Genomic DNA, 23492 nt, shown 5'->3' with positions numbered 1-23492 from the left:
TCCGACAGTGTCAACTCGGCCTTCGGCCGCCCCGTCCGCGCCATGGAGCAAGCCTACACATCTGAACAGAATTCCTGACTCAGAACACTAGGGCCGGTTCTCGGCCGGCCCGCGCATCAGGTCGCGGCCGAACTCGACCATCCTCTTCGCGTAGTCCTCGGTCCACTGCGCCTGCTCGGCGATCGCCGCGGCCGTCAGGCGGTCGAAGCGGCGCGGGTCGGCGAGCTGGGCCGCCGCCATGGCCTGGAACTCCATGGACCGGTCGGTCGCGGCACGGAACGCGTGCGTCAGCTCCGTGGCGCGGGCGAGCAGCTCACGCGGGTCCTCGATCGCCTCCAGGTCGAAGAAGTGCTCCGGGTCCGCGGCGGCCTCGGCCGGCTCGAAGAGCAGCGGGGCCGGACGCATCCGCCTCTCGGTACGGGCCCGCTCGGGCTCGGCCATGATGTTCCTCCTCGTACGGTGTGCAGCCCCACGTCGCCGCCGGGGCCACCTTCTATTCTCCGCAGGCCCGCAAGAGCGCCCCGTCGTTCAAGGCGTCCACGCCACCCGGTGTTCCGTGAGGCGGGCCAGTACCGCGTGATTTGCCTCCCAGCCGTCCGGGAATTTCACCGTCACTCCCAGCTGGACCGGTTCCGTCGACGGGTGGTCGTCCAGTAGGTCGGGGACGCCCGCGCGGCAGACCACGATGCACGCGTGGCGGTGGCGGGAGGCCAGAACGCACAGACGGCCCGTCTCCAGGTGGAACGCCGTCGCGTCGGGGCGGCCCGAGAGCGGGTGCAGGACGACCGTGACGTCGAACTCGCGGCCCTGCAGCCGGTTCGCCGTGTCCACGGTGACGTCCGTGACGCCGAGGTCCGCGAGCGCCGAGCGCACCGCCGCCGCCTGGTCGCGATGCGCCGTGCCGACCGCGATGCGGTCCGCCGTGAGGGGGGACGGGTCGGGGCCGCGCTCCGAGAGCGTGACGCCGCCGCGGTCGAGCAGGCGCCGCACCACCTGGGCCAGGGCCCGTACCGCCCCGGGGTCCGTGCGGGGCGTGTGCCCGGCCGGGAGTTCGAGCAGGCCCCAGCCCGACTCCGCCGCCTCGTCGATCACCCGGTCCGGGCCCGAGCCGTCGGAGGCCACCGTGAACCCCAGGCTGCGGTCGCCGTGGTCCGTACCGCTGCGGAACGGCGTGTACGGGTAGAAGGCGCCGGAGACCAGCGGAGCGGCGGACGCCGGGAGGCGCCAGGAGACCGGGAGCCGGTGCTGCGGCAGCTCGGGGTTGTGCGCCAGGAGCGTCGTCACGGCGGACGCCGAAGGGTCGTACGACAGGCCCGCCCACTGTTCGGCCCCGACGATCGCGAACGGGTCCAGCTGGCCCGGATCGCCGACGAACAGTGCCCGCTCGAACAGGCCCGCCACGGCGAGCAGCGCGTCCGAACGCATCTGGTACGCCTCGTCGACGATGGCGTGCTGCCAAGGGTCGATGTCCTTGACGTGCGCCCACTTCGCGGCCGTCGAGATGACGACCGGCAGCGGCGCGAGGTCACCGGCCTTGGTCGACTTGCGCACGTTGACCAGGTCGTCGAGTGCCTTGTCGTACGGGTCGGGGTCGCTGCTGTGCAGGCGCCCGACGGGCAGCTCGGGGTTCTTCTCGGCGAGGCGCAGGACGAGGTCGTCGACCTGCGCGTTCGTCTGGGCGATGACCATCAACGGGCGCCCCGCCTCGGCCAGTTCGAGCGCGGCCCGCACCACGAGTGTCGACTTCCCGGCGCCGGGCGGGGAGTCCACGACGGTGCCGCGGGCCGTGCCGTGCAGGGTGTCGCGGAGGATCGCGTCGGTGGCGCGGCCGGCCGCCGCCCCCGGGTCGAACGGGGTGTCGCCGCTCGTGCCGGAGCGGCCGGGCTGATGCGGTGCGGCCGTCACAGCAGATCCTCCGTGGTCACGGCGTCCGGCGTCTCAGGCACCGGCGCACCCGAGCCGTCCGTACGCGGCGGGCCGCCATGTGTCCACGGCGTCTCCTCCGGGTCCGGCAGCTTCGGGCCGCCCCGCTGCTCGTGCTCGAAGAGCGTGAAGCACACCTGGTCACCCTTCTCCGGGACGGATCCCGGCTCCGGCTCCTTGCCGCGGCCCATCTTGTCCAGGACGCGCAGGACGACTCCGCCCCCGGCGTCGTACGACACGAACTCCGCGGCCTGCGGCTTGCCGTCGAGCGAGCGGTACACCTTCGTGCGCTCGCCGAGATGCGGCACGTCGTCGGTGCGGACGGTGATCAGGGGGCGTGGCCGGTTCTTCTCGTTGTACGCCGGCACCGACTCGGTCACCTCGCCCGCGAACGCCTCCCCGGTGAGGCGGCGGCCCGCCATGACGAGCGGGTCGTCGAGCGCCTCCTGCGCGTCCAGCCTTGCCTGCTCGCGCTCGCGCGTCGCCAGCTTGTTGGCCGCCGTCACCGCGTCGTCGCGGCGCGGCTGAGGCGGCTCGCCCGCGGCCACGCGGTCCCGGTGGCCGGTGAACGACCAGCGGTCGCGCGTCCAGCGCTCCGCGGCGCGCGGCCCCTCGGGGAGCGTGCACAGCGCGTCCAGGCCGCGCCACACCGCGTCCCACGTGGGCCGGGTCCGGCTCTCGACGAGCGCGTGGATCTCGCGCTCGGCCGCCGTCAGCGCGGCCAGCCTCGCGTCCGCCTCGATGCCGTCCTCGGCAGCGGCCAGCAGGGTGCGGGCCTTGTCGTAGCGCTCGATCGCGGGCGCCAGCAGCTTGTTGTCGAACGCGGGGTCGGTGGCCGGGCCGGCGGGCGGGCAGACGAGCTGGCCGTCCCCGTCCCGGGCCAGCTCGGCGCGGAGCGCGGCCTCGGCGCCCGACGCGCCCTCCGGGGCCTCGATCCAGGCGAGCAGCGCGCCCAGGTGCTGGTCCTCCAGGGTGGACTGGCCCGTCGCCCAGTGCCGGGACAGCAGGTCCGTCATGGCGAGCAGCAGCGCGGAACCGGGAACCCTGGCCCGCTCCCCGAAGTGCGTCAGCCAGCGGCCCAGGAGCGGGACGTGCGGCGGCGCGGGATGGGGCGCCTCGGGCTCCTGCTCGGCGGTGCGGCGGAACCGCATCGAGCGCCCCAGAAGCCGTACGAACTCGATGCCGGAGCGGCTCGGCAGGATCAGCTGGGGCGCGTCCGCGCACAGCTCGACCTCCACCTTGACCCGCTTGCCCGTCGTGGGGTCCGTCTCGGCGCGCTCGGCGGCCTCGACGTCGGCCGCGAACCCGTCGACGTACGGCAGGACGATCCCTGCCAGCTCGGCGAGGAAGGCGAAGCGCAGGTCCCGGTCGCGGGGCTGGGGCACCACGAGGAGCCGGGGCGAGGTGCGCTCCGTGCCGACGAGCGCGCCGAGCGGGGCGCCCGCCTCACCGGCCGTGATGAGCGGGACGAGGACGAGGGGGCGCTGCGACAGATGGCGGTGCCGCACGGTCGCGACCGGCTGGGCACGCCCGCTCTGCACGGCCTCCAGGCGGGCCAGATCGTTGATCAGTGGCATGCCGGCGCCGCCTCTCCGCGTGCGCCGAGCGCCTCGGCCCGCAGCCGGGCGGCCCGGCGCAGGGCGGCGACCGCCGGGTCCAGCGGGTCGCCGGAGTGGCCATGGGCGGCCGAGAGGACCTCGTCGACCGTGGTCAGACCGCCCAGCTCGGCCCGCAGGCCGCGGCCGAGCGAGGTGACCGCGCCTTCCTCGCGGGCCCGGTCGCGGCAGTGGAACGCCAGCTCGCACGCGGCCAGGCACTCCGGCGCGTACGTCGCCGGCACCGACTCGACCGCCTCCGTCAGCTCGTCCGCGGGCAGCGTGACGTCGAAGCAGGTGCCCTCGGGCAGCGCGTCCGCGATGTCCTCGACGCGGGTGAGCCGCTCCAGCTGCCGCCGCGTCACCGACAGCTGCTTGCGTACGTCGACGGCGGACGCCGCCGGAAGGTTGCTGAAGTCCTTGGGGCAGACGAGCAGGATCCGGTGCCTGACCTCGGGCGCCGGATCCAGGTGGCCGGCGACCCGCTCAAGGGCCAGCACGTACACCGCGGCCTGGCGGGCCGCTGCGCCGACCTTCGCCGCGTCCGCACTGCCGTCGATCATCGGGAAGGACTTGATCTCGACGACCGTCCACGTCCCGTCGGGGTGCACGACCACCGCGTCCGGTTCGAGGAAGGCCGGGGTGCCCGCGACATCCAGGGCGAGCATCGGGTGCTCCAGGAACGTCCAGGCGCCGGAGGCGGTCGCTTCCGCCGTCGCCTCGCGCAGCGCGAGCGCCGTACGGGCGGTGCGGCCCTCGGGCCCGACCGCCGTCAGATCCGGCGTACGGGCCTCGCCCGGCACCGGCTCCGGGCCGCCGCCCATGCGCTCGTGCACGAGCCGGAGCAGCTCCGCGCCCCCGTCGGCCTTGACCTTCGCCTCGAACGCGTTCCCCCGCATGAACGCGAACTGCGACTGGCCGAATCCGGACGGCGCCCCGAGCGCGTCCGCGAGCAGTGCCTTGTCGACGCCCGCCCCGTCGAGCAGGGCCCGCCGTCGGCACCCGGGGTTCGCCGCGAGCGCGGCCAGCGCCCGCGCGTCGAGCGCCCGTGGCGGTATGTCAGCGCCACGCAGCTCAGCGAGCTTTCCCCAAACTCTCGGCTTCGCTCGAGCAGGGGAGGCCCCAATCCGCAGTGCCGTCCCCCGCGTCGGAGGAGCGGGCACCCGGGCCGCCGCCCGGTCCTGCACTGACCTTGCGCTGTCGGGGAATTCGCTCACCCGCCGAAGTCTGGCACTCCCCACTGACAATCGAGGACGCCGCAGTGGAGGCCGGGGCGGGAGAGGTGCGGCCGGGCCGTGCGGAACCGGCCGCGGGCGCGCTGCGCACCCGGGCCCGTACGAGGTCCGCGGCCCGCACCACGCGCCGGCTCACCAGGAATCCGAGGCCCATCACGGCGACCCCGGCGAGCGCGTCGAGGAAGTAGTGGTTCGCGGTGCCCATCACCACGAAGGTGGTGATCATCGGGTAGGCGACACCGGCCGCCCTGACCAGCGGCGTACGGCCGTGGCGCCACAGCATGACCCCGCACCACATCGCCCAGCCGACGTGCAGGCTGGGCATCGCCGCGTACTGGTTGGTCATGCCGCCGAGCCCGCGCGGAGCGCTCGCCTCCCCGCCCCACCAGCCCCACGAGCTGTACTGGGCCATGGTGTCGACGAAGCCGTGGCCGGGGGACAGCAGGCGCGGCGGGCAGGTCGGTACGAGGGTGAAGCCGATCAGGCCGATCAGGGTGGAGGTCATCAGCCAGGTCCGGGCGGCGCGGAAGTGGGCGGCGCGGCTGCGGAAGAGCCAGATCAGGATGCCCGGGGTGACGAGGTAGTGCAGTGAGGCGTACCAGAAGTCGGCGGGGACACCGATCCAGGCCTCGGCGGTGAAGAGACGATTCAGCGGGTGTTCGAGGTTGAGATGGAGTGCCTTCTCGGCCCGGAGTATCGCGAGGCCGTGCTCGACGGCGCTCGCCTCGTCCCCGCGCACCATGAGCCGGCCCGCCGAATAGGCGGCGTACACCAGCACGATCAGCGGCAGTTCGGTCCACCAGCGCAGCCGGTCGCCTGTCGCCGCAGTGGACGGTGCCTCGGTCTGCGACATCAGGCCGCTCCCCCTTAACTCCCTGTACGGCGGCCCGTGGCCACGTGGACCACTTTACGGTGTATGTGTCCGCCTGGAAGGGGCGCCTCCGACCCACGAAGACGCAACGATCGCCCGGTGGGTTGCCTGAATCCCGGGTGAGCGATGATGGAACGAGCGGGCGCGCCTGGCCTGACTTATCGGTACATGGCAGCCCTTTTCACCCGCCCTCGGAAAGGTCACCCATGGCACCGCGCATCCTGTTGGCCCGGCATGGACAGACAGAATGGTCACTGTCCGGGCGGCACACCGGCAGGACCGACGTGCCCCTCCTCGAAGAGGGACGGCGCGGCGCGAAGCTCCTCGGCGAACGTCTGCACCGGGCGCCCCTCGACGGACTCCCCGGCGCCGAGGTCCGCACCAGCCCGCTCTCCCGCGCGCGCGAGACCTGCGAACTCGCCGGCTTCGGCGACCGGGCCACGGAGTGGGACGCGCTCATGGAGTGGGACTACGGCGCGTACGAAGGGCTGACCCCCGCCCAGATCCAGGAGCGGCGCCCCGGCTGGTTCATCTGGCGCGACGGCGTCCCCGGGGGAGAGACCCTGGAGCAGATGACCGCCCGCGCCGACGAGGTCGTCGCCTGGGCCAGATCCGAGAACCGCGACGCCCTGGTCTTCGCGCACGGCCACATGCTGCGCTCCATCGGCGCCCGCTGGCTGGGCCTCCCGCTGGACTTCGCGGCCCGCATCCGCCTCAACCCGACGTCCCTGTCGGTCCTCGGCTGGGCCTACGGGGAACCGGCGATCGAGTCGTGGAACGACATCGGCCACCTCGCGGGCCACGAGGGCTAGGGCCTTTCGTCCGGACCCCCGGGCCAGGTCTCGCGGGTCCTGGAGGCGCCGGAGGCGCTCACGCCATGCGCGGCGCCGACGCGTGCTGCTCCAGGAACGCCGAGACACCCGACGCCCTGCGGTGCGGGAGGAGCACGCGCGCGGTGGTCGCCAGCATCGACTGGATGCGCGACGACTGGACCTCGGTCAGCAGATGCAGGACCCGCATCCCCGCGGACGCGGCCTCGTCGGGCTGGCCCGCGCGCGCCAGGTCGTCGGCGAGCTCCGCCGTGTACAGGGCGATGTTCCGGGTGAAGTGCGGATCCTGGAGGGCCGCGGCGCGACGCGCGTGCCGGGCGGCGCGCGTCCAGTCGCCGAGCGCCGAGTAGCACTGCGCCTCCAGGCCCTCCAGCTCGGCCTCGCCGTAGAACGTCATCCACTCCGGGTCGTCGTCCGACCGCCCGCGCGCGAAGAGGGCCTGCGCCCGGGCCAGCGCCCGCTCGCACCCCGTACGGTCCCCGAGCCCCGCCCAGCCGCCCGCCTCGCGCAGCGCCAGCAGCGAGAGCAGTCGTGGCGACGCCAGCGGGGCCGCGACGCGCGTGGCCGCCTGCGCCGCCCGCACCGCCTCCCTCGGCCGCCCCGCGTCCCGCGCCAGGAACGCCGTGTTGCAGAACGCGTGCGCCTCCAGCGCCGGGTCGCCCGCCACGCGCGCGGTGGCCAGCGCCTCCGCGTAGTGCGAGCGCGCGTCGTCGAAGCGGCCCGAGTCGTGCGCCAACCAGCCTACGGAGATGGCCAGTTCACCCGCCCCGGCCTGGAGCCGCTCGGCCGTGCCGGGCGCCGCCGTCCCCGCGTCGAGCAGGGCGAACGCCGTACGCAGCGGGGCCGCGGCCCTCTTGTAGAGCCCGTCGGCGCCGTGCCGGTCGTCGAGCAGCCGGATCCGGCGGATGGCCTCCTCGACCGCGCCGACACCGGCCTCGGGCGCCGCGCGCCCGCCGTGGCCCGCCGCGGTTGACTTCGCCGCATGGGCTGCCGTGCCGTCGGCCGCGATGCCGAAGGGTGCCAGGGAGGCGATGGCCACGGTGGCCGTCCCTCCGGTCATGAATGCGCGACGCCGCACGTCGCTCTCCTCGTCGTGGTGCGGGAACTCGAACTCGGTGTGCGCGAGGGGTACGGGCTCCGCGGGACGTGCCGCCCGGCCGCGTACGGCTGAGCGGGGCGCGAACCCCATTTCCGTGAGCGAGCGGCCGGGGAACATGTGCAGGAACACCCGCTCGTACGCGTAGTTGGGGCAGCGGATCTCGCCGGCCTCCACCCGCCCGATGTAGCGCGCGTCGCAGCTGACCCGCTCGCCGATCTCCCGGGCGGCGCGTCGCACCGCGGCCGCGAACTCGCCCGGAGAGCGCTGCCCACGCAGCCGCCTGAAGGCGAGATTCGGCCGCGGGGACTGCGCTGACGATGCCACCGGTGACGGCGTCATGACCGGGCCCTCTCGTGCGAACCGTGCCGGATCACCGGGGAGTTGGGTCTCTGTGAGCCCTGGTGCAACCCCTGTTCCGACGGGGCACGAAGGTACCTGCTGTAACGACTCCGACACACAGTGTTTAGCTACAAACGGGATATCTCACCCCGCATCCGCCATGAAGTGCCATCCTTTGCGGCGGAGTGCCGCCGTAGCTGTTGACGCTTACGGGCGTTGAACCTTGCGGGGCCGGAGCGGTCGCGTTCCGGTCGTGCAACCCGTACGCGAGAGCGAGGAGGGGCTGACGTGTTGGAGGCATCACTTTCGACGGCGCGGCACCGGCCGACCCAGGACCACAGCGCGCCACCCCGTGACAGCGCGTCCTGCGACGTGGTGACCGTCCCGGCCCGGCAGGGCCTCGAAGCCGTAGACATCCTGCGCCGCGGCGCCACCGAGGCCGTCGGTCCGGTCCTGCACGACGGGGACTGCGACACCCTCGGCTTCCTCGTGCCGCCCGGCACCGCCGACGCCTGGGACGTCCCCGGCAGCGCCTGCACCCACACCCCCGCGTCGTCCTCGCCGGAGCGCGGCCCCGGTGCGGGCCCCGTGCGGCCCGCACCCGTCGAGGGCGGCGGCTGGCTGCTCCCTCCCGGCGAGGCCGAGCCCGTCACCGACCCGGCGGTCCTGCGGGCGGCGCTCGGCGAGGCGGCCCGCATGATCGAGGCCGCGGACAACTGCCGCTGAGGCCGGCCGCCGGGCCCTTGCGGTCCCTGGCCTAGCGGCCGCTGGGCCGACTCGTCGCAGCCCGTCGATAATGGACGGATGGCAAGGGCAAAGAACAAGCAGGCCGGAGCGGCCCGCGGCGGCCGGGAGGCCGTCGTCGAGGCCGTCGACGGCGGGCTCGCCGAGCTGATACCCGACCGGGACCGGTCGCGCGCCTGGACGCTGCTCGTGGACGGTGCCCCGCAGTCGCACGTCGACCTCGACGATCCCGAGCACCTCGAATTCGAGTACCAGCGCAGGATCGGCCATGTCATCGACCTCGCCGTGGACAAGGGCCGCCCCGTGCACGCCGTGCACCTGGGAGGCGGCGCCTTCACCCTCGCCCGCTACATCGCCGCGACCCGCCCCCGCTCCACCCAGCAAGTCGTCGAACGCGACGAGGCGCTCGTCCAACTGGTGCGCCGCGAACTGCCGTTGGACCCCGGCACCCGGATCCGCGTCCGCGCCGGCGACGCCCGCGAGGGCCTAGCGAAACTCCCCGACGGCTGGGCCGACCTCCTGATAGCCGACGTGTTCAGCGGAGCGCGTACGCCCGCGCACCTCACCAGCACGGAGTTCCTCACAGAGGTGCGCCGGGTGGTCAAGCCCGGCGGGTGCTACGTCGCCAACCTCGCCGACGGGCCGCCCCTCGCGCATCTGCGCGGCCAGATCGCCACCGCCGCGGCCGTCTTCCCCGAGCTCGCCCTCGTCGCCGACCCGGCCGTCCTGCGCGGCAAGCGCTTCGGCAACGCGGTGCTTGTCGCCTCCGACCGGGTCCTGCCCGTGGCCGAACTGACCCGGCGCGCGGCCGGCGATCCGCATCCCGCCCGTGTCGAACACGGCAAGGCCCTCTCGGACTTCACCGGGGGCGCCGGTGCCGTCAGCGACTCGCATGCCGTTGCTTCGCCTGCTCCTCCGCCGTCCGTATTTCGGTGACGGGGGGTCGGGACCGAGGGGGCGTTCCGGGTAGGCCGGGGTGGGTGGTCGTGCGGGTGGTCAGTACTTCGCCACTTCCACGCTCGGTGCGTGGTCGTGCCATGTGCAGAACACCGAGACCTTGTCCGTGCCCGAGGTGAACTCCACCCTGATCCACGTCGTGTCCTTCCACACCTGCACCGACCAGCCGGCCGCGGGCGTCGCCGACACCAGCGTCGCCGAGTCCTTGCCCAGATCGAACACGGCACGGCCGCCCTCAGTGGCGTAGCCCTTCACCGTGCCGGACGCCGACGGCGACGCGGGCGGCTTCGCGGAGGTGCTCGGTCTCGCCGGGCGGCTCGGGGACGGGGTGGGCGAGCCGGGGGAGTGTGACGGCTTCTGCGATGCGGAGCGGGAAGGCGACACCGGCGGCGACGGCTCCGGGCGGTGCGTCGACGACGCCCGCGCGTCCACCGCTCCCGCGGCGATCGGCACCGCGCGCGGCGGGTCGTACGCCGTTCCCGCCATCACCGTGTGCACGCCCCACCACGACAGCGTGACGGCCGCGCCGGTGGCCAGCAGCCAGGCCGCCGTGTGAACAAGTCCTCTGCGCATGGGGTGCATCGCGGCCATACTGCCGCACCCGCCCCACCCGTGTCCCCGAGGGACCGGGGTTGCCCCGGACCTGGGCGGAAGGAGGACCGGGGTCCGCCGTATGGCGTACGGTGCCGCCCATGGCAAGTGTGCTCGTGGTCGAGGACGACCAGTTCGTGCGCTCGGCCCTCATCCGGCACCTGACCGAGGCCTCCCACACCGTACGGAGCGTCGGCACGGCCCTGGAGGCGCTGCGCGAGGTCGCCCATTTCCGTTTCGACGTCGTGATTCTCGACCTCGGACTGCCCGATCTGGACGGATCCGAGGCATTGAAGATGCTGCGCGGCATCACCGACGTACCCGTGATCATCGCCACGGCCCGCGACGACGAGACCGAGATCGTCCGGCTCCTCAACGACGGCGCCGACGACTACCTCACCAAGCCGTTCTCGCCCGAGCACCTGTCCGCGCGCATGGCCGCCGTGCTGCGCCGCGCGCGCTCCAGCGCCGCCGCCGAGCCGCCCTCGCGCCTCCTCCAGGTCGGCGGCCTCGCGATAGACCCGCTGCGGCGCCAGGCCGAGCTGGACGGGGCGCGGCTCGATCTCACCCGGCGCGAGTTCGACCTGCTCACCTTCCTCGCGGGCCGGCCCGGCGTCGTCGTACCCCGCAAGGAACTCCTCGCCGAGGTGTGGCAGCAGTCGTACGGGGACGATCAGACCATCGACGTCCATCTGTCGTGGCTGCGCAGGAAATTGGGCGAAACCGCCGCACGGCCGCGCTATCTGCACACTCTGCGGGGCGTCGGTGTGAAACTGGAGCCGCCGCGGGCGGAGGGCGGGCCGGCATGAGGTGGGCCCTGGTCAAGGTGTGCCTCGCCGTCACCGCCATGGTTGTGGTGGCCTTCGCGGTTCCTCTCGGCCTCGTCATCAAGGAGATGGCCAGGGACCGCGCCTTCTCGAACGCCGAGCGGACCGCCGCCGCGATCGGGCCCACACTCTCCATCACCACCGACCGTGACGAACTGACCCGAGCCGTCGCCTCCACCGAGGCCGGTGCCGACGGCCGCATGGCCGTGTACATCCCGGCCGCCGGTGGCGCCCCGGCGATCCAGGTCGGCACGTCGCGCGCCGGTGACGGGCACGTCGGCCTCCGGCAGGCCACCGTCGCCGATGTGCCCGGGGGGTCCGTGTGGCTCCAGCCCATCGCCGTCAGCTCCGGCATCGCCGTCGTCGAAGTGTTCGTGCCGGAGTCCGAGGTCACCAACGGGGTCGCCACGGCGTGGCTTGTGCTGGCAGGTGTCGGTATCGCCCTCGTCATAGGGTCCGTGGCCGTCGCCGACCGGCTCGGCGTACGCATGGTGCAGCCCGCCCAGCGTCTCGTCTCCGCCGCGCACGATCTGGGCGAGGGGAAGCTCGGGGCCCGGGTGCCGGAGGAGGGGCCTACGGAACTCCGGCTCGCCGCCGTCGCGTTCAACTCCATGGCCGATCAGGTCGTCCAGCTTCTCGCCAACGAGCGGGAGCTGGCCGCCGACCTCTCGCATCGGCTGCGTACGCCCCTCACCGTTCTGCGGCTCAACGCCGTCTCGTTGGGCGAAGGCGCCGCTGCCGAGCAGACCCGCGCCGCCGTCGAGCAGCTGGAGCGCGAGGTCGACACCATCATCCGTACCGCCCGCGACGCCAAGCCGCAGACCGCCGCCGCGGGGCCCGGGGCCGGGTGCGATGCCGCCGAGGTCGTCCGCGAGCGCATGGACTTCTGGTCCGCGCTCGCCGAGGACGAGGGGCGCAAGGTGCGCGTCGCCGGGGTCGACCGGCCTGTACGCATCCCTGTGGTCCGGGGGGAGTTGGCCGCCGCGCTTGATGCGCTCCTCGGGAATGTCTTCCGGCATACGCCCGAAGGCACCGCCTTCGCCGTCGACGTGCACAGCGGCGAGGACGCCGTGATCGTGCTCGTCTCCGACGCCGGCCCCGGGATTCTGGACCCGGACGCCGCGATGGCCCGTGGGCGTGGGTCCGGCAGTGACGGGTCCACCGGGCTAGGGCTCGACATCGTCCGCCGGCTCGCCGAGTCGACGGGGGGCGATGTGCGCATCGGGTCCTCCGTGCTCGGGGGGACCGAGGTGCGGATCTGGGTGCAGCTGGACGGACGGGGGCCCGATGGTGCTGTGCGACGGGGGCATCGGGGCGGGGTGCGGCGTGGGCGTAAGCGGGGCTTCGGCTCAGGGGTGGGCTCGGGCGCGGGTGCTGGGTCGGGCGCTGGGTCCGGTGCCGGCTCGGGTGCCGGGTCCGGTGCCGCTGTGTAGTCGGGCGGGGCCTCATCGTTTCGGGGTTGGTCTCTACCTTTAATCCCTTCCGATGGCTTCCTTAAGCCCTCCATAAGAACCTCAACCGCCGGTGCTGGTGCCCCATTTGCCGGGTTCTGGATCGCTAGCGTGCTGCCGCACCCCCACCCCCGTACAGCTAAGGCAGGCACGCGATGAGCAGCACGCACCGGCGCAGGGTCAGCGGCAGGAACAAGGCGATAGGCGGGCTCGTCGCCGCGGCCGTCGTGGGCGGCGGCGCCTTCCTGTTCTCCGGTACGGCGCAGGCCGCGGGGGTCGGCGCCGCGTACACCAAGACCAGTGAGTGGTCCGGCGGTTACACCGCCCAGTACGTCGTCGAGAACGACTCGGACAAGGCCCAGTCGGACTGGAAGCTCGAGTTCGACCTGCCGTCCGGCACCAAGCTCGGCTCCCTGTGGAACGCCGAGTCGTCCGTGTCCGGCTCGCATGTCACCGTGAAGCCCGCCTCCTGGGACAAGGAAGGCATCGCCGCCGGGAAGTCCGTGACCGTCGGGTTCGTCGTCACCGGTGACGCCGATCCGGCCGGGTGTCTCATCAACGGCGCCAAGTGCTCCGTGGATGACGGGGCCACGCCCGAGCCCAGCGGACGCCCCACGGAGTCCGTGACTCCCACCCCGAGCGCCAGCGCCTCCGCCTCGGCCACCGCCAAGCCCACCGAGACCGCCACGTCGACGGCGAGCCCGTCGCCGTCCTCGTCCTCCGGCACCGGTTCGGGCTCTGCCGCGGCAGCCGGTTTCGCCCCCTACGTCGACACGTCGCTCTACCCGAAGTTCGACCTGGTCGCCTCCTCCAAGGCCACCGGCGTCAAGGAGTTCAACCTCGCCTTCATCACCTCCGGCGGCTCCTGCACCCCGAAGTGGGGCGGCGTGACCGACCTCGGCAGTGACGAAGTCGCCGCCCAGATCGGCGACTTGAGGGCCGCCGGCGGCGATGTGCGAGTCTCGTTCGGTGGCGCGTCCGGCACCGAGCTGGCGCAGGCCTGCTCCTCGGCCTCCGACCTGGCGGCGGCTTACCAGAAGGTCATCGACCAGTTCAAGCTCACCAAGGTCGACTTCGACGTCGAGGGTGGCGCCCTGCCGGACACCGCCGCCAACACCAAGCGTGCCCAGGCCATCGCCACGCTGCAGAAGAACAACCCGGAACTGAACGTCTCCTTCACGCTCCCGGTGATGCCCGAGGGCCTCACCTCGGACGGCGTGAACTTCCTGAAGAACGCCAAGTCCAACGGCGTTTCGACCGACCTCGTCAACATCATGGCGATGGACTACGGCGCCTCCTACAGCGGTGACATGGGTACGTACGCCGAGCAGGCCGCCACCGCCACGCAGGCGCAGATCAAGAGTGCGCTCGGGCTGTCCGATGCCGCTGCCTGGAAGGCTGTCGCGATCACCCCGATGATCGGCGTCAACGACGTCTCGTCCGAGGTCTTCAAGGTCGACGACGCCACGCAGCTGGTCGCCTTCGCCAAGGAGAAGGGACTGGGCGGTCTGTCGATGTGGTCCGCCACCCGCGACAAGGCGTGTGAGGGCGGGGCGTCCAACTCGGCCCAGCCGACCTGTTCCTCGATCGAGCAGTCGGCCAACGCCTTCCAGAAGGCCTTCGCCTCCTTCAAGTAGCCCTCCCCCGCGGGAAGCTGCGCGCCCCGGCCGGATCTTTCTCCCCCCACTCGGCCGGGGCGCGCGTTCTTTTGGGTGCGCCGCCGTTTCGCTCGGTCCGCCGCCGGGTGCGGGCTCGGTGCGGGCTGCTCAGGTGCGTTTTAGGGTGCGGGGCCGCGGGGGCATGTACGTGCTCGCTGTTCTACGGGTGCGCGTTGACCAGTTGATTGCCTGTACGTGGTGCTGGTGGCTCCGCGCGCACATGCCCCCGCGTCCCCTCCCGTCTCGTATGCGGCTGTCCGCTCGGTGGGGCTCCCGGTCCTCGGGCCGCGGCTGACCGCCGGTGGGTGCTGCTAGTTCGCCGGCGGGAGTTGGTTGGTGCGTGACGCCTGTGCGTACCAGTGCGCGCTCGACTTCGGCGTACGTTTCTGGGTCGCGTAGTCCACGTAGACGGCTCCGAACCGCTTCTCGTAGCCGTACGCCCACTCGAAGTTGTCCATCAGCGACCAGAGGTAGTAGCCGCGGACGTCCGCGCCGTCCTTGATCGCGCGGTGTACGGCGGACAGGTGGCCGTGGAGGTACGCGATGCGCTCCGGGTCGTGGATCCGGCCTTCCGGGTCCGGCTTGTCGTCGTACGCCGCGCCGTTCTCCGTGATGTACAGCGGCAGGCCCGGCGCCTCCCTGGTGTAGCGCATGATCAGGTCGTGCAGGCCCGTCGGGTCGATGGTCCAGCCCATCTCCGTGCGCTCGCCCGGGGATTGGTGGAATGCGACGTCGTCCGCTCCTGGCCAGGGGGAGTGGTCGCTCGCGCCGTGGCCGTCGGATCGGGTTGTCGGCGCCGACGGGGCCGAGGAGACCAGGGACGGGGTGTAGTAGTTCAGGCCCAGCGCGTCCAGCGGCTGGTGGATCGCCGCCAGGTCGGTGGCGTGGACGAAGGACCAGTCCGTGATGCCCGCGGTGTCCGTGATCAGGTCCGCCGGGTACTCCCCGTGCAGCATCGGGCCGTGGAACACGCCGTTGGCCAGGTTGTCGATGCGCCGGCGGGCGTCGTTGTCGGCAGGATTGTCGGGCGAAAGGGCCCTGACGGTGGAGGAGTTGAGGCTTACCGCGACTTCTGCCCGGGGTGGCAGTGTCTGGCGCAGTGCCTGTGTTGCCAGGCCGTGTGCCAGGTTGAGGTGGTGGGCCGCTCGGAGCGTTGCCGCCGGTTCCGTCCTGCCTGGCGCGTGCACACCCGAGCCGTAGCCCAGGAACGCGCTGCACCAGGGCTCGTTGAGCGTGATCCAGAGGTCCACCCGGTCGCCCAGCGCCTCGCCGACCATGCCCGCGTACTCCGCGAAGCGGTACGCCGTGTCGCGTGCCGGCCAGCCGCCCGCGTCCTCCAGTTCCTGCGGCAGATCCCAGTGATAGAGCGTCAGGGCCGGCTTGATGCCCTGGGCGAGGAGTTCGTCCGTCAGACGCCGGTAGAAGTCCAGGCCCCGCTGGACCGCCGGGCCGCGGCCCGTGGGCTGCACCCTCGGCCACGAGACCGAGAAGCGGTACGTGCCCAGGTCCAGGTCCTTCATGAGCGCCACGTCGTCCCGGTAGCGGTGGTAGTGGTCCACCGCCATGTCGCCCGTGTCACCGCCCGCCGTCCTGCCCGGCGTATGGCTGAACGTGTCCCAGATCGACGGCGTCCTGCCGTCCTCCCGCACCGCCCCCTCGATCTGGTACGCCGATGTCGCCGCTCCCCAGAGGAAGCTCGGCGGGAAGATGGGGGTGGCAGTGGATGTGGGGGTGGGATCAGTTGTGGGTGTCTGCGTAATGGGCTTAGGCATGGAAGCGCTCCCATCGGTAGGAAGTTGTGGGGTGGGGCCGCCGCTCGCGGCGGCCCCCAAAAAACGTCAGCCCTTTACCGCGCCCTGCATGATGCCGCCCACGATCTGCTTGCCGAACAGCAGGAACGCGATCAGCAGCGGCAGCGTGCCGAGCAGGGCACCGGCCATGATCACCGAGTCGTCGGGGATGTAGCCGGTGCCCAGTTGGTTGAGGGCCACCTGGACCGTCGGGTTCTCTCCGTTGAGCGCGATGATCGGCCACAGGAAGTCGTTCCACGCCATCACGAACGTCAGCAGCCCGAGCACCGCCATCGCCGGGCGCGCGGCCGGGAAGACCACGTGCCAGACGACCCGCAGACTGCTCGCCCCGTCGACCCGGGCGGCCTCGATGAGTTCGGTGGGCAGCGCCTGGACCAGGTACTGGCGCATGAAGAACGTACCGAAAGCGCTGACCAGGGTCGGCAGGATGACCGTCTGCAGATGGTTCGCCCAGCCCAGGTCCGTCATCCACAAGTACAGCGGGACTACCGCAAGTTGGGGCGGGATCATCATCGTGCCGATGGTTATCAGCAGCAGCGTGGTCGAGAATCGGAAGCGTAGTTTGGCGAAGGCGAAACCGGCGAGCGTGGAGAACAGCACCGTGCCGACGGTGATGGTCGCCGCCACGAGGATGGTGTTCCACATCGCGGTGCCCATGCCGGCCTGGTTCCAGGCGGTCTCCAGGTTCTTGAACAGGTTTCCGCCGAACCAGAAGGGGGGTGGTGTCTGCGCGAGGCGGGTGTTGGTGCGTGAGGCCGCGATCGCCGTCCACAGCAGCGGGGCGAGCGAGATCACGGCGAACAGGATCAGCACGAGGTACGTGACCGGACCCGCGTGCAGCTGCTTGCCCGCGCCCAGGATCCGCCGCCGACGCGGCGGTTCGGCGTCCTGCGCGACCTGAGGCGGTGTCGCGTCGGTGATGGTGGTCATTGGGATTTCCTCAGCCGTCGGGTGATCAGCAGGTTGACCGCGGCCACGATGAGCAGGATCAGGAACATCGACCAGGCGATGGCGGACGCCTTGCCGAGGTTGCCGACGATCCAGCCCTGGTCGTACATGTACAGGCCGAGCGTCTGGTACTGGTGCTCGGACCCGCCCTTGGTGCCGCTGACACCGCCGAACAGCAGGGGTTCGCCGAAGAGTTGGGTAGCGCCGATCGTGGAGACGACGACGGTGAACAGGATCGTCGGACGCAGCATCGGAATGGTCACGTGCCGGAACTGCTGCCAGCGGTTCGCGCCGTCCAGAGCCGCCGACTCGTACAGGTCGGCCGGGATGGCCTGCATCGCCGCCAGATAGATCAGCGCGTTGTATCCGGTCCACCGCCAGATCACGATCGAGGAGACCGCTGCCTGCGAACCCCAGTCGGATTCACGCCAGTTGACCGGGTCGATGCCGACCAGGTCGAGCGCCCAGTTGATCATGCCGGTGTCGGGCGAGAAGAGCAGCACGAAGACGAGCGTCGCCGCCGCCACCGAGGTGGCGTACGGGGTGAGCATGACGACGCGCCACACGGTGGAGCCGCGCAGCCGGTAGTTGAGCATGTGCGCGAGCCAGAGCGCCGCGATCAGCTGCGGCACGGTCGAGATCACGCCGATGGTGAACGTGTTCTTCAGCGCGTTCCAGAAGAAGTCCGACTGGAAGAGCTTCGTGTAGTTGTCCAGGCCCGCCCAGGTCTGGCCGTCCAGGTTCGACAGCTGCACATGGTGCAGCGAGTACCAGGCGGTGTAGAGCAGCGGCACCAGTGAGAAGGCGCCGAAGATGATGAAGAAGGGGGAGATGAACGCGTACGGGGACGCCTTCATGTCCCAGCGGTACAGCCGGCTGCGCCAGGTGCCGGCGCCCGTCGGCGCCGTACCGCGACCCTGAGCGCCCCGGGCCGCGCCCGGCTCCTGGGAGCCGGGCGCGGTGTCGGCGCTCGTCGCGGACTGCGCGAGAGCCTCGTCGGAGCTGGTCACTGGTCGAGCACGTCCTTGACTTCCTTGGTGGCCGCGTCCCAGCCCTGCGCGGGCGACTTGCCCTTCTGCTCGACCTGGAGGATGCCGGTGTCGGTGATCGCGGTGCCGATCGGCTGGTCCTTGATGCCGAAGACCTGGACCGGGATGGTCTTCGCCGAGTCGGAGAAGATCTGTGTCAGGGGCGCGTCGGAGAAGTACGCGGTCGTCGCGGCCTGCGGCTTCAGGTCGGCGTACGCCGAAGGCATCGACGGGAAGCTGGCCTGCTTGGCGAAGACCTTCGCCTGCTGCGCGGGCGCGGTCAGCCACTTCGCCAGCGCGATGGCCTCCTTCTGGTGCTTGCTCGCCGTCGGCACACCGATGAACGAGCCGCCCCAGTTGGCCGCGGTCGGTGCGGCCGCCACGTCCCACTTGCCCTTGCCGGCGTCACCGGACTTCTCCTGGATGTAGCCGAGCATCCACGCGGGGCAGGCCACCGTGGCGAAGGTGCCGTTGGCGAAGCCTTGTTGCCACGGCTTGTCGAACTGCTTCAGCTTGGCCGACATGTTGCTGGTCGCCACCTCCATGGCGGCGTTCCAGGACTTCTTCACCCCCGTGGACTTGTCCCAGATGACGCTGCCGTCCTTGTCGTAGTACCGCTCCTTCTCGCCGCCGAGCGCCGCGTTGTAGACGGAGGACGCGGAGTCCACGTACTTGGTGCCGTTCGGCGCCTTCTTCATGTACTGCTTGCCGAGGTCGACGTACTTGTTCCAGTCGCCGTTCCACTGCGCGGCGAGCTTGGTGCGGTCGGTCTCCAGACCGGCCTTCTCGAACAGGTCCTTGCGGTAGCAGATCGCCATCGGGCCGACGTCCGTGCCGAGCCCGATGAGCTTGCCGTCCTTGGTGGTGGCCTGGGCGTTCTTCCAGTCCAGCCACTGCGACTTGTCGACCTCCTTGCCGAGGTCGACGAACTTGTCGGCCTGCGTCTGGACGGCCTCGGTGATGTTGCCGACCTCGATCGCCTGGATGTCGTCCGTGCCGGATCCGGCCTGCAGCCGGGTAAGCGTCTTCGGCCAGTAGACGTCGGTGCGGGTGGTGACGTTCTCCTTGATCGTCACGCCCGGGTGCAGCTTCATGTACTCGTCGTAGAGCCCGGCCTGCTTGTAGCCGAAGACGCCGAACGTGCCGATCGTGAGCGTGGTGCCGCCCTTGTTGCCGGCACCCCCGCTCGAACCGCCGTCGGATCCTGAGTCGTCATCGGTCGCGCATCCGGCGAGCAGCCCTGTGGCCAGGGCGGCGACGACCGCGAAGGTCATCGCGCGTCGGGACGTGCGGGCAGTCGTGCGCATTGCGTCCTCCAAAGTACTCACTTGCTCTGAAGTGCCGACCCCGGCCAACTGCCTTGCTACGCCCATTCGTTCACGTGCGGCTCGGGCGGGGAACGTGCGGCTTCTGTATACGCCCAGTAGAGTGGGAGCGCTCCCATAGGTGATGTGTTGAAGGGTCGTCGCTCGGCCCGGGGGTGTCAAGACGCCGGGCAGCGGCAACTTGGTGCGGTTATCGGGCTGTTAGATTCCGCGTGAGACTTGGGGAGGTGGGAGTCATGGCGGCTCGCGGCACTCACAGCAGGCGTCCGACCCTTGAGGAGGTCGCGGCCCGGGCGGGCGTGGGCCGGGGCACGGTCTCCCGGGTGATCAACGGCTCGCCCCGGGTGAGCGACGCGACCCGCGCCACGGTCGAGGCCGCCGTCGCCGAGCTCGGCTATGTGCCGAACACGGCGGCCCGCGCCCTCGCCGCCAACCGCACCGACGCCATCGCCCTCGTCGTGCCCGAACCGGAGACACGTTTCTTCGCCGAGCCCTACTTCTCCGACATGCTGCGCGGCGTCGGTGCCGAGCTCGCCGAGACCGAGATGCAGCTCCTGCTGATCTTCGCGGGCAACGACCGGGAGCGGCAGCGCCTCGCCCAGTACCTCGCGGCGCACCGCGTCGACGGCGTCCTGCTGGTGTCCGTCCACGCCGACGACCCGCTCCCCGATCTGCTCAGCCAGCTGGAGATCCCCGCCGTCATCAGCGGCCGCCGCTCCGCCGCCGAGACGCTGCCCTCGGTGGACTCCGACAACTTCGCGGGCGCGTACTCGGCCGTCGAGCACCTCCTGAGCCGCGGCCGCACCCGCATCGCCACGATCACCGGCCGGCTCGACGTGTACGGCGCCCAGCGCCGCGTCGACGGCTACCGCGCCGCCGTCGAGGCGGCCGGCCGTGAGGTGGACGAGCGGCTCATCGTGCCGGGGGACTTCACGGAGGAGGGCGGCCGGCGCGCGATGGCCGAGCTCCTGGAGCGCTGCCCCGAGGTGGACGCGGTGTTCGCCGGGTCGGACGTGATGGCTGCCGGTGCCCGCCAGGTGCTGCGCGAGGCGGGCCGCCGTCTCCCCGACGACGTCGCCCTGGTCGGCTACGACGACTCGGCGATCGCCCGGCACATGGACCCGCCCCTGACCAGCGTCCGCCAGCCCATCGAGGAGATGGGCCGCACCATGATCGACCTGCTCCTCGCCGAGATCGCCGACCGCCGCCCGGCCGCGTCCCGCACACTCGACGGCCGCCAGCTGGTCCTTCCGAACGAATTGGTGGAGCGCGCTTCGTCCTGAGGGGTGCGCGTCGGCCCCAGGCGTGCGTGTCGTCCTGAGCGGCGCGGGGCGCCACAACGATCAAGGCCCCGGTTCTTTCGAACCGGGGCCTTGATCATTCAGGGTGAGTGACGGGACTTGAACCCGCGGCCACCTGGACCACAACCAGGTGCTCTACCAACTGAGCTACACCCACCATGTCCGGTCGTATGTCGTTCTTCCGACCGGCCGAGAAAAAGTGTACAGGGTCCGAAGGGGTGCTCGCGCACCCCTTTTCGGGACCCCGTACACAGGGGTCGGAAATGCGGTGCGAGGCGCTATTCCGCAGGCGGCGCGTGCTTGGCCGCGATCTTCTTCGCGGTGTCGGAGTCAGGTCCCGGCTGCGGGACGAAGACCGCCTCGCGGTAGTAGCGCAGCTCGACGATGGAGTCGCGGATGTCGGCGAGCGCGCGGTGGTTGCCGTTCTTGTCCGGACTGTTGAAGTACGCCCTCGGGTACCAGCGGCGCGCCAGTTCCTTGACCGAGGACACATCGACGATCCGGTAGTGGAGGTAGTCCTCCAGCGTCGGCATGTCCCGCAGCAGGAATCCGCGGTCGGTGCCGACCGAGTTCCCGCACAGGGGCGCCTTGCCCGGTTCCTTGACGTGCTCGCGTACGTACGCGAGGACCTGCTCCTCGGCGTCGGCGAGCGTCGTGCCGCCCGCGAGCTCGTCGAGGAGGCCCGAGGCGGTGTGCATCTGCCGCACCACCTCGGGCATGGTCTCCAGGGCCTCGGCCGGCGGGCGGATCACGATGTCCACGCCGTCGCCGAGTACGTTCAGCTCAGAGTCGGTGACCAGTGCGGCCACCTCGATGAGCGCGTCATTCGCCAGCGAGAGCCCGGTCATCTCGCAGTCGATCCACACCATGCGATCGTTCATGTGCCTTACCCTACGGCGCACTCCTCTGCCCGGGCAGACTCGCGCGCCCCGTCGCATACGCATCCGGGCCCGGTTTGCCCGGATCTGTCGGCAGTGAGGCGGTGGGTCCAGGGTAGGTTCCGGCCGCCGCGGTGCGCCGTGACTGGGCCGGGACGGGGGTCTCCGGTCCCGGCGCCGCCGCGATCTCCACCGGCTTCTCCGGCTGTGGCCTGCGCGCACGGTAGGCCGCGCGGTACGCGGCCGGGGACGAGCCGAGCTGGCGCCGGAAGTGCCCGCGCAGGGCGACCGGCGAGCGGAAGCCGCAGCGCCCGGCGACCTCGTCGACCGAGTAGTCGGAGGTCTCCAGGAGCCGCTGGGCCTGCAGCACCCGCTGAGTGATCAGCCACTGCAGGGGAGCGCTCCCGGTCAGGGAGCGGAACCGGCGGTCGAAGGTGCGGCGGCTCATGTAGGCGCGCGCGGCGAGGGTCTCCACGTCGAACTGCTCGTGGAGGTGCTCCAGCGCCCAGGCGACGACCTCGGCCAGCGGGTCGGCGCCGATCTCCTCAGGTAAAGACCTGTCGAGGTAGCGCTCCTGGCCGCCGCTGCGGCGCGGCGGGACCACGAGTCTGCGGGCGAGCGCTCCGGCCGCCTCGTTGCCATGGTCCGTGCGCACGATGTGCAGACACAGGTCGATGCCGGCCGCGGTCCCGGCGCTCGTCAGGACGTCACCGTCGTCCACGAAGAGCTCGCGCGGGTCCACGTGGACCGACGGGTAGCGCTTGGCCAGCGTCGGCGCGTACATCCAGTGGGTGGTCGCCGGGCGGCCGTCGAGCAGGCCGGCCGCGGCGAGCACGAAGGCGCCGGTGCAGAGGCCGACGATGCGCGCGCCTTCCTCGTGCGCGCGGCGCAGCGCGTCGAGGGCCTCCTCCGGGGGCGGCGAGGTGATCGACCGCCACGCGGGCACGACGACGGTGCCCGCCCGCGAGATCGCGTCGAGCCCGTGGGGCGCGGTGAGTTCGAGGCCGCCCGTCGTGCGCAACGGGCCCTCCTCGCCGGCGGACACCAGCAGCCGGTAACGCGGAACCCCGGCGTCCTGGCGGTCGATGCCGAACACGGAGAGCGGAATGGAACTTTCGAAGATGGGTCCGCCGCTGAACAGCAGCACCGCGACTATTTCCCGGCGGCGTCGCCCGGAAAGCTTCCGAGCTGCCGCCTCCGGCGCAGCAGTGGAGTCGTGGCTCATCCCGCTAAGCCCCCCTCGGTGGTCGCGGCGCCCTTAGTGGTGTGACGGGCTTGTCGCTCCAGCACGTTTCCCCTCGGTCCTGCAGAGTCCCCCGCCGATGGACAGTCATGATCGAATCTACTGCGTCCGGTGGTCCCGTCGTGACCAGTTGAGGATCCGGCACATTGTCGACATGGCAACTTGGCGTGAAGCATTCGATCACGAAGCGTGGCACTCAGGGGCGTTGCAGGGAAGTGCGCCTCAACTCAGTGGCCGGTCCCCGTAGGGTGCAAGCGCCTTCTACGGTGCTTTCATGCCTGGTGGCACGGGGGTTGGAGGCGGGTGGCGGCAAGAAATGCACGGCCGGGCGAAGTTGGCTGAAAATATACGCGGTAGTGCGCGGAAACCAGTCAGCCCTCCGGCGCACATCATCCCGTGCGGCGACCGCCCTTGCGCGCCCCCGGCACCGTCCCGCCGCGCCGGCCCCGGTGGCCGCAGGACCGTACCGGAGCCGGCCGCGCCGCGCACCGCTCGGACTGGCGCAGAAGCGCCCGGCAGGCCCCGGTCACCGCGGCGAGGCCGAGCGCCGCGCCCAGCGCCCCGGCCAGTGAGATCCCGTATCCCACCAGGACGACCGGGACCAGGACGCAGCTGAACGCGGCCCAGCGGACGACGTCGCTCACCGTGTCCGTGCGGGACGGCTCCGTGGTCTCCCGCCGGTCCTCATGCGCGCCCTCGGGCGGCCGCCGCTCGCTTGGAGTGGCGTCGGGCGGGTACACGATGGGCGGTCCGGGCACGGCGCACTCCCTGTTGCTGTGGGTACGCACGTTCAACGCGTGGTGGTCCGGCCGGTCACTCGGCCGAACCGGGGGCTCCC

Annotated in this window: 21 protein-coding genes and 1 tRNA gene; 7 read left to right on the top strand and 15 right to left on the bottom strand. The window is 71.5% G+C overall.

Annotated features, from left to right (window positions below):
- Positions 1–87: 87 nt before the first annotated feature.
- The 5 genes from ACWFR4_RS17015 to ACWFR4_RS16995 all read right to left on the bottom strand — a co-directional run bounded on the left by ACWFR4_RS17015 (position 88) and on the right by ACWFR4_RS16995 (position 5606).
- Positions 88–441, bottom strand: coding sequence for a hypothetical protein (locus ACWFR4_RS17015; protein WP_453460737.1), 354 nt, complete (start codon positions 439–441; stop codon positions 88–90).
- A gap of 87 nt (positions 442–528) precedes the next feature.
- Positions 529–1905, bottom strand: a complete 1377-nt coding sequence (locus ACWFR4_RS17010) for an AAA domain-containing protein (protein ID WP_453653077.1) — start codon at positions 1903–1905, stop codon at positions 529–531.
- Positions 1902–3500 carry a hypothetical protein gene (locus ACWFR4_RS17005; protein ID WP_453653075.1) on the bottom strand — a complete coding sequence of 533 codons (1599 nt, stop codon included), beginning with the start codon at positions 3498–3500 and terminating at the stop codon, positions 1902–1904. Before ACWFR4_RS17005 ends, ACWFR4_RS17010 begins: the two co-directional genes overlap by 4 nt.
- The gene (locus ACWFR4_RS17000; protein WP_453653073.1) at positions 3491–4681 is read right to left on the bottom strand and encodes a hypothetical protein; all 1191 of its coding nucleotides are present in this window, start codon (positions 4679–4681) and stop codon (positions 3491–3493) included. The genes ACWFR4_RS17005 and ACWFR4_RS17000 overlap by 10 nt, the downstream gene beginning before the upstream one ends.
- On the bottom strand, positions 4593–5606 hold the full coding sequence (locus ACWFR4_RS16995) for a phosphatase PAP2 family protein (RefSeq protein ID WP_453653072.1): 1014 nt from the start codon (positions 5604–5606) through the stop codon (positions 4593–4595). The genes ACWFR4_RS17000 and ACWFR4_RS16995 overlap by 89 nt, the downstream gene beginning before the upstream one ends.
- A gap of 224 nt (positions 5607–5830) precedes the next feature.
- Between ACWFR4_RS16995 and ACWFR4_RS16990 the strand changes: the two genes are divergently transcribed.
- Positions 5831–6436: a histidine phosphatase family protein gene (locus tag ACWFR4_RS16990; protein WP_453653070.1), complete on the top strand. Its 606-nt coding sequence runs from the start codon at positions 5831–5833 to the stop codon at positions 6434–6436.
- A 58-nt stretch (positions 6437–6494) separates the two neighbouring features.
- Here ACWFR4_RS16990 and ACWFR4_RS16985 read toward each other — a convergent pair whose 3' ends face one another.
- Positions 6495–7892, bottom strand: a complete 1398-nt coding sequence (locus ACWFR4_RS16985; protein WP_453460722.1) for a tetratricopeptide repeat protein — start codon at positions 7890–7892, stop codon at positions 6495–6497.
- 288 nt (positions 7893–8180) lie between these two features.
- On the opposite strand from ACWFR4_RS16985, the gene ACWFR4_RS16980 reads away from it, so the two are divergent.
- Together ACWFR4_RS16980 and ACWFR4_RS16975 are read left to right on the top strand one after the other, a co-directional pair.
- The gene (locus tag ACWFR4_RS16980; RefSeq protein ID WP_453460719.1) at positions 8181–8618 is read left to right on the top strand and encodes a hypothetical protein; all 438 of its coding nucleotides are present in this window, start codon (positions 8181–8183) and stop codon (positions 8616–8618) included.
- Positions 8619–8696: 78 nt separating this feature from the next.
- Entirely contained in the window at positions 8697–9572 is an 876-nt protein-coding gene (locus ACWFR4_RS16975; RefSeq protein WP_453653068.1) for a spermidine synthase, read from the top strand.
- A 60-nt stretch (positions 9573–9632) separates the two neighbouring features.
- On the opposite strand, the gene ACWFR4_RS16970 is transcribed toward ACWFR4_RS16975, so the two are convergent.
- Positions 9633–10166, bottom strand: a complete 534-nt coding sequence (locus ACWFR4_RS16970) for a hypothetical protein (RefSeq protein WP_453653066.1) — start codon at positions 10164–10166, stop codon at positions 9633–9635.
- Positions 10167–10285: 119 nt separating this feature from the next.
- On the opposite strand from ACWFR4_RS16970, the gene ACWFR4_RS16965 reads away from it, so the two are divergent.
- From ACWFR4_RS16965 to ACWFR4_RS16955, 3 genes are all read left to right on the top strand, one after another.
- Positions 10286–10993, top strand: a complete 708-nt coding sequence (locus ACWFR4_RS16965; protein ID WP_206302126.1) for a response regulator transcription factor — start codon at positions 10286–10288, stop codon at positions 10991–10993.
- Positions 10990–12444, top strand: coding sequence for a sensor histidine kinase (locus tag ACWFR4_RS16960; RefSeq protein WP_453460708.1), 1455 nt, complete (start codon positions 10990–10992; stop codon positions 12442–12444). Before ACWFR4_RS16965 ends, ACWFR4_RS16960 begins: the two co-directional genes overlap by 4 nt.
- Positions 12445–12617: 173 nt before the next feature.
- Positions 12618–14099 carry a glycoside hydrolase family 18 protein gene (locus ACWFR4_RS16955; protein ID WP_453460706.1) on the top strand — a complete coding sequence of 494 codons (1482 nt, stop codon included), beginning with the start codon at positions 12618–12620 and terminating at the stop codon, positions 14097–14099.
- A gap of 332 nt (positions 14100–14431) precedes the next feature.
- On the opposite strand, the gene ACWFR4_RS16950 is transcribed toward ACWFR4_RS16955, so the two are convergent.
- From ACWFR4_RS16950 to ACWFR4_RS16935, 4 genes are all read right to left on the bottom strand, one after another.
- Positions 14432–15892: a GH1 family beta-glucosidase gene (locus ACWFR4_RS16950; RefSeq protein ID WP_453460703.1), complete on the bottom strand. Its 1461-nt coding sequence runs from the start codon at positions 15890–15892 to the stop codon at positions 14432–14434.
- A 66-nt stretch (positions 15893–15958) separates the two neighbouring features.
- Positions 15959–16861 carry a carbohydrate ABC transporter permease gene (locus ACWFR4_RS16945; protein WP_453469643.1) on the bottom strand — a complete coding sequence of 301 codons (903 nt, stop codon included), beginning with the start codon at positions 16859–16861 and terminating at the stop codon, positions 15959–15961.
- Positions 16858–17889, bottom strand: coding sequence for a carbohydrate ABC transporter permease (locus ACWFR4_RS16940; protein ID WP_453653064.1), 1032 nt, complete (start codon positions 17887–17889; stop codon positions 16858–16860). Before ACWFR4_RS16940 ends, ACWFR4_RS16945 begins: the two co-directional genes overlap by 4 nt.
- A complete protein-coding gene (locus tag ACWFR4_RS16935) occupies positions 17886–19214 on the bottom strand; it encodes an ABC transporter substrate-binding protein (RefSeq protein ID WP_453459718.1) in 1329 nt (442 codons plus the stop codon). Before ACWFR4_RS16935 ends, ACWFR4_RS16940 begins: the two co-directional genes overlap by 4 nt.
- 254 nt (positions 19215–19468) lie before the next feature.
- Between ACWFR4_RS16935 and ACWFR4_RS16930 the strand changes: the two genes are divergently transcribed.
- Positions 19469–20515 (top strand): LacI family DNA-binding transcriptional regulator, encoded by a 1047-nt coding sequence (locus ACWFR4_RS16930; protein ID WP_453459715.1) that lies wholly within the window; start codon positions 19469–19471, stop codon positions 20513–20515.
- 102 nt (positions 20516–20617) lie between these two features.
- Here ACWFR4_RS16930 and ACWFR4_RS16925 read toward each other — a convergent pair.
- The 4 genes from ACWFR4_RS16925 to ACWFR4_RS16910 all read right to left on the bottom strand — a co-directional run bounded on the left by ACWFR4_RS16925 (position 20618) and on the right by ACWFR4_RS16910 (position 23412).
- Positions 20618–20690: transfer RNA gene (locus ACWFR4_RS16925), tRNA-His, on the bottom strand.
- Positions 20691–20811: 121 nt separating this feature from the next.
- Positions 20812–21414 (bottom strand): oligoribonuclease, encoded by a 603-nt coding sequence (gene orn, locus ACWFR4_RS16920; RefSeq protein WP_227294811.1) that lies wholly within the window; start codon positions 21412–21414, stop codon positions 20812–20814.
- A gap of 10 nt (positions 21415–21424) precedes the next feature.
- Positions 21425–22636 (bottom strand): helix-turn-helix domain-containing protein, encoded by a 1212-nt coding sequence (locus tag ACWFR4_RS16915; RefSeq protein ID WP_453459712.1) that lies wholly within the window; start codon positions 22634–22636, stop codon positions 21425–21427.
- 407 nt (positions 22637–23043) lie between these two features.
- Positions 23044–23412 carry a hypothetical protein gene (locus ACWFR4_RS16910; protein ID WP_453653062.1) on the bottom strand — a complete coding sequence of 123 codons (369 nt, stop codon included), beginning with the start codon at positions 23410–23412 and terminating at the stop codon, positions 23044–23046.
- Between the last annotated feature and the right edge of the window lie 80 nt (positions 23413–23492).

It is taken from the genome of Streptomyces sp. NPDC055140 (genome assembly GCF_053607285.1).
The sequence above is the reverse complement of the archived record's forward strand: the minus strand, read 5'-3'. Positions and strand labels throughout refer to the sequence as shown.

Excerpts from the sequence above, each read along its gene's own strand:
- ACWFR4_RS17015 (WP_453460737.1), bottom strand. The coding sequence starts at position 441 with ATGGCCGAGCCCGAGCGGGCCCGTACCGAGAGGCGGATGCGTCCGGCC.
- ACWFR4_RS17005 (WP_453653075.1), bottom strand. The coding sequence starts at position 3,500 with ATGCCACTGATCAACGATCTGGCCCGCCTGGAGGCCGTGCAGAGCGGG.
- ACWFR4_RS16995 (WP_453653072.1), bottom strand. The coding sequence starts at position 5,606 with ATGTCGCAGACCGAGGCACCGTCCACTGCGGCGACAGGCGACCGGCTG.
- ACWFR4_RS16990 (WP_453653070.1), top strand. The coding sequence starts at position 5,831 with ATGGCACCGCGCATCCTGTTGGCCCGGCATGGACAGACAGAATGGTCA.
- ACWFR4_RS16985 (WP_453460722.1), bottom strand. The coding sequence starts at position 7,892 with ATGACGCCGTCACCGGTGGCATCGTCAGCGCAGTCCCCGCGGCCGAAT.
- ACWFR4_RS16975 (WP_453653068.1), top strand. The coding sequence starts at position 8,697 with ATGGCAAGGGCAAAGAACAAGCAGGCCGGAGCGGCCCGCGGCGGCCGG.
- ACWFR4_RS16970 (WP_453653066.1), bottom strand. The coding sequence starts at position 10,166 with ATGCGCAGAGGACTTGTTCACACGGCGGCCTGGCTGCTGGCCACCGGC.
- ACWFR4_RS16965 (WP_206302126.1), top strand. The coding sequence starts at position 10,286 with ATGGCAAGTGTGCTCGTGGTCGAGGACGACCAGTTCGTGCGCTCGGCC.
- ACWFR4_RS16960 (WP_453460708.1), top strand. The coding sequence starts at position 10,990 with ATGAGGTGGGCCCTGGTCAAGGTGTGCCTCGCCGTCACCGCCATGGTT.
- ACWFR4_RS16955 (WP_453460706.1), top strand. The coding sequence starts at position 12,618 with ATGAGCAGCACGCACCGGCGCAGGGTCAGCGGCAGGAACAAGGCGATA.
- ACWFR4_RS16950 (WP_453460703.1), bottom strand. The coding sequence starts at position 15,892 with ATGCCTAAGCCCATTACGCAGACACCCACAACTGATCCCACCCCCACA.
- ACWFR4_RS16945 (WP_453469643.1), bottom strand. The coding sequence starts at position 16,861 with ATGACCACCATCACCGACGCGACACCGCCTCAGGTCGCGCAGGACGCC.
- ACWFR4_RS16935 (WP_453459718.1), bottom strand. The coding sequence starts at position 19,214 with ATGCGCACGACTGCCCGCACGTCCCGACGCGCGATGACCTTCGCGGTC.
- ACWFR4_RS16930 (WP_453459715.1), top strand. The coding sequence starts at position 19,469 with ATGGCGGCTCGCGGCACTCACAGCAGGCGTCCGACCCTTGAGGAGGTC.
- orn (WP_227294811.1), bottom strand. The coding sequence starts at position 21,414 with ATGAACGATCGCATGGTGTGGATCGACTGCGAGATGACCGGGCTCTCG.
- ACWFR4_RS16915 (WP_453459712.1), bottom strand. The coding sequence starts at position 22,636 with ATGAGCCACGACTCCACTGCTGCGCCGGAGGCGGCAGCTCGGAAGCTT.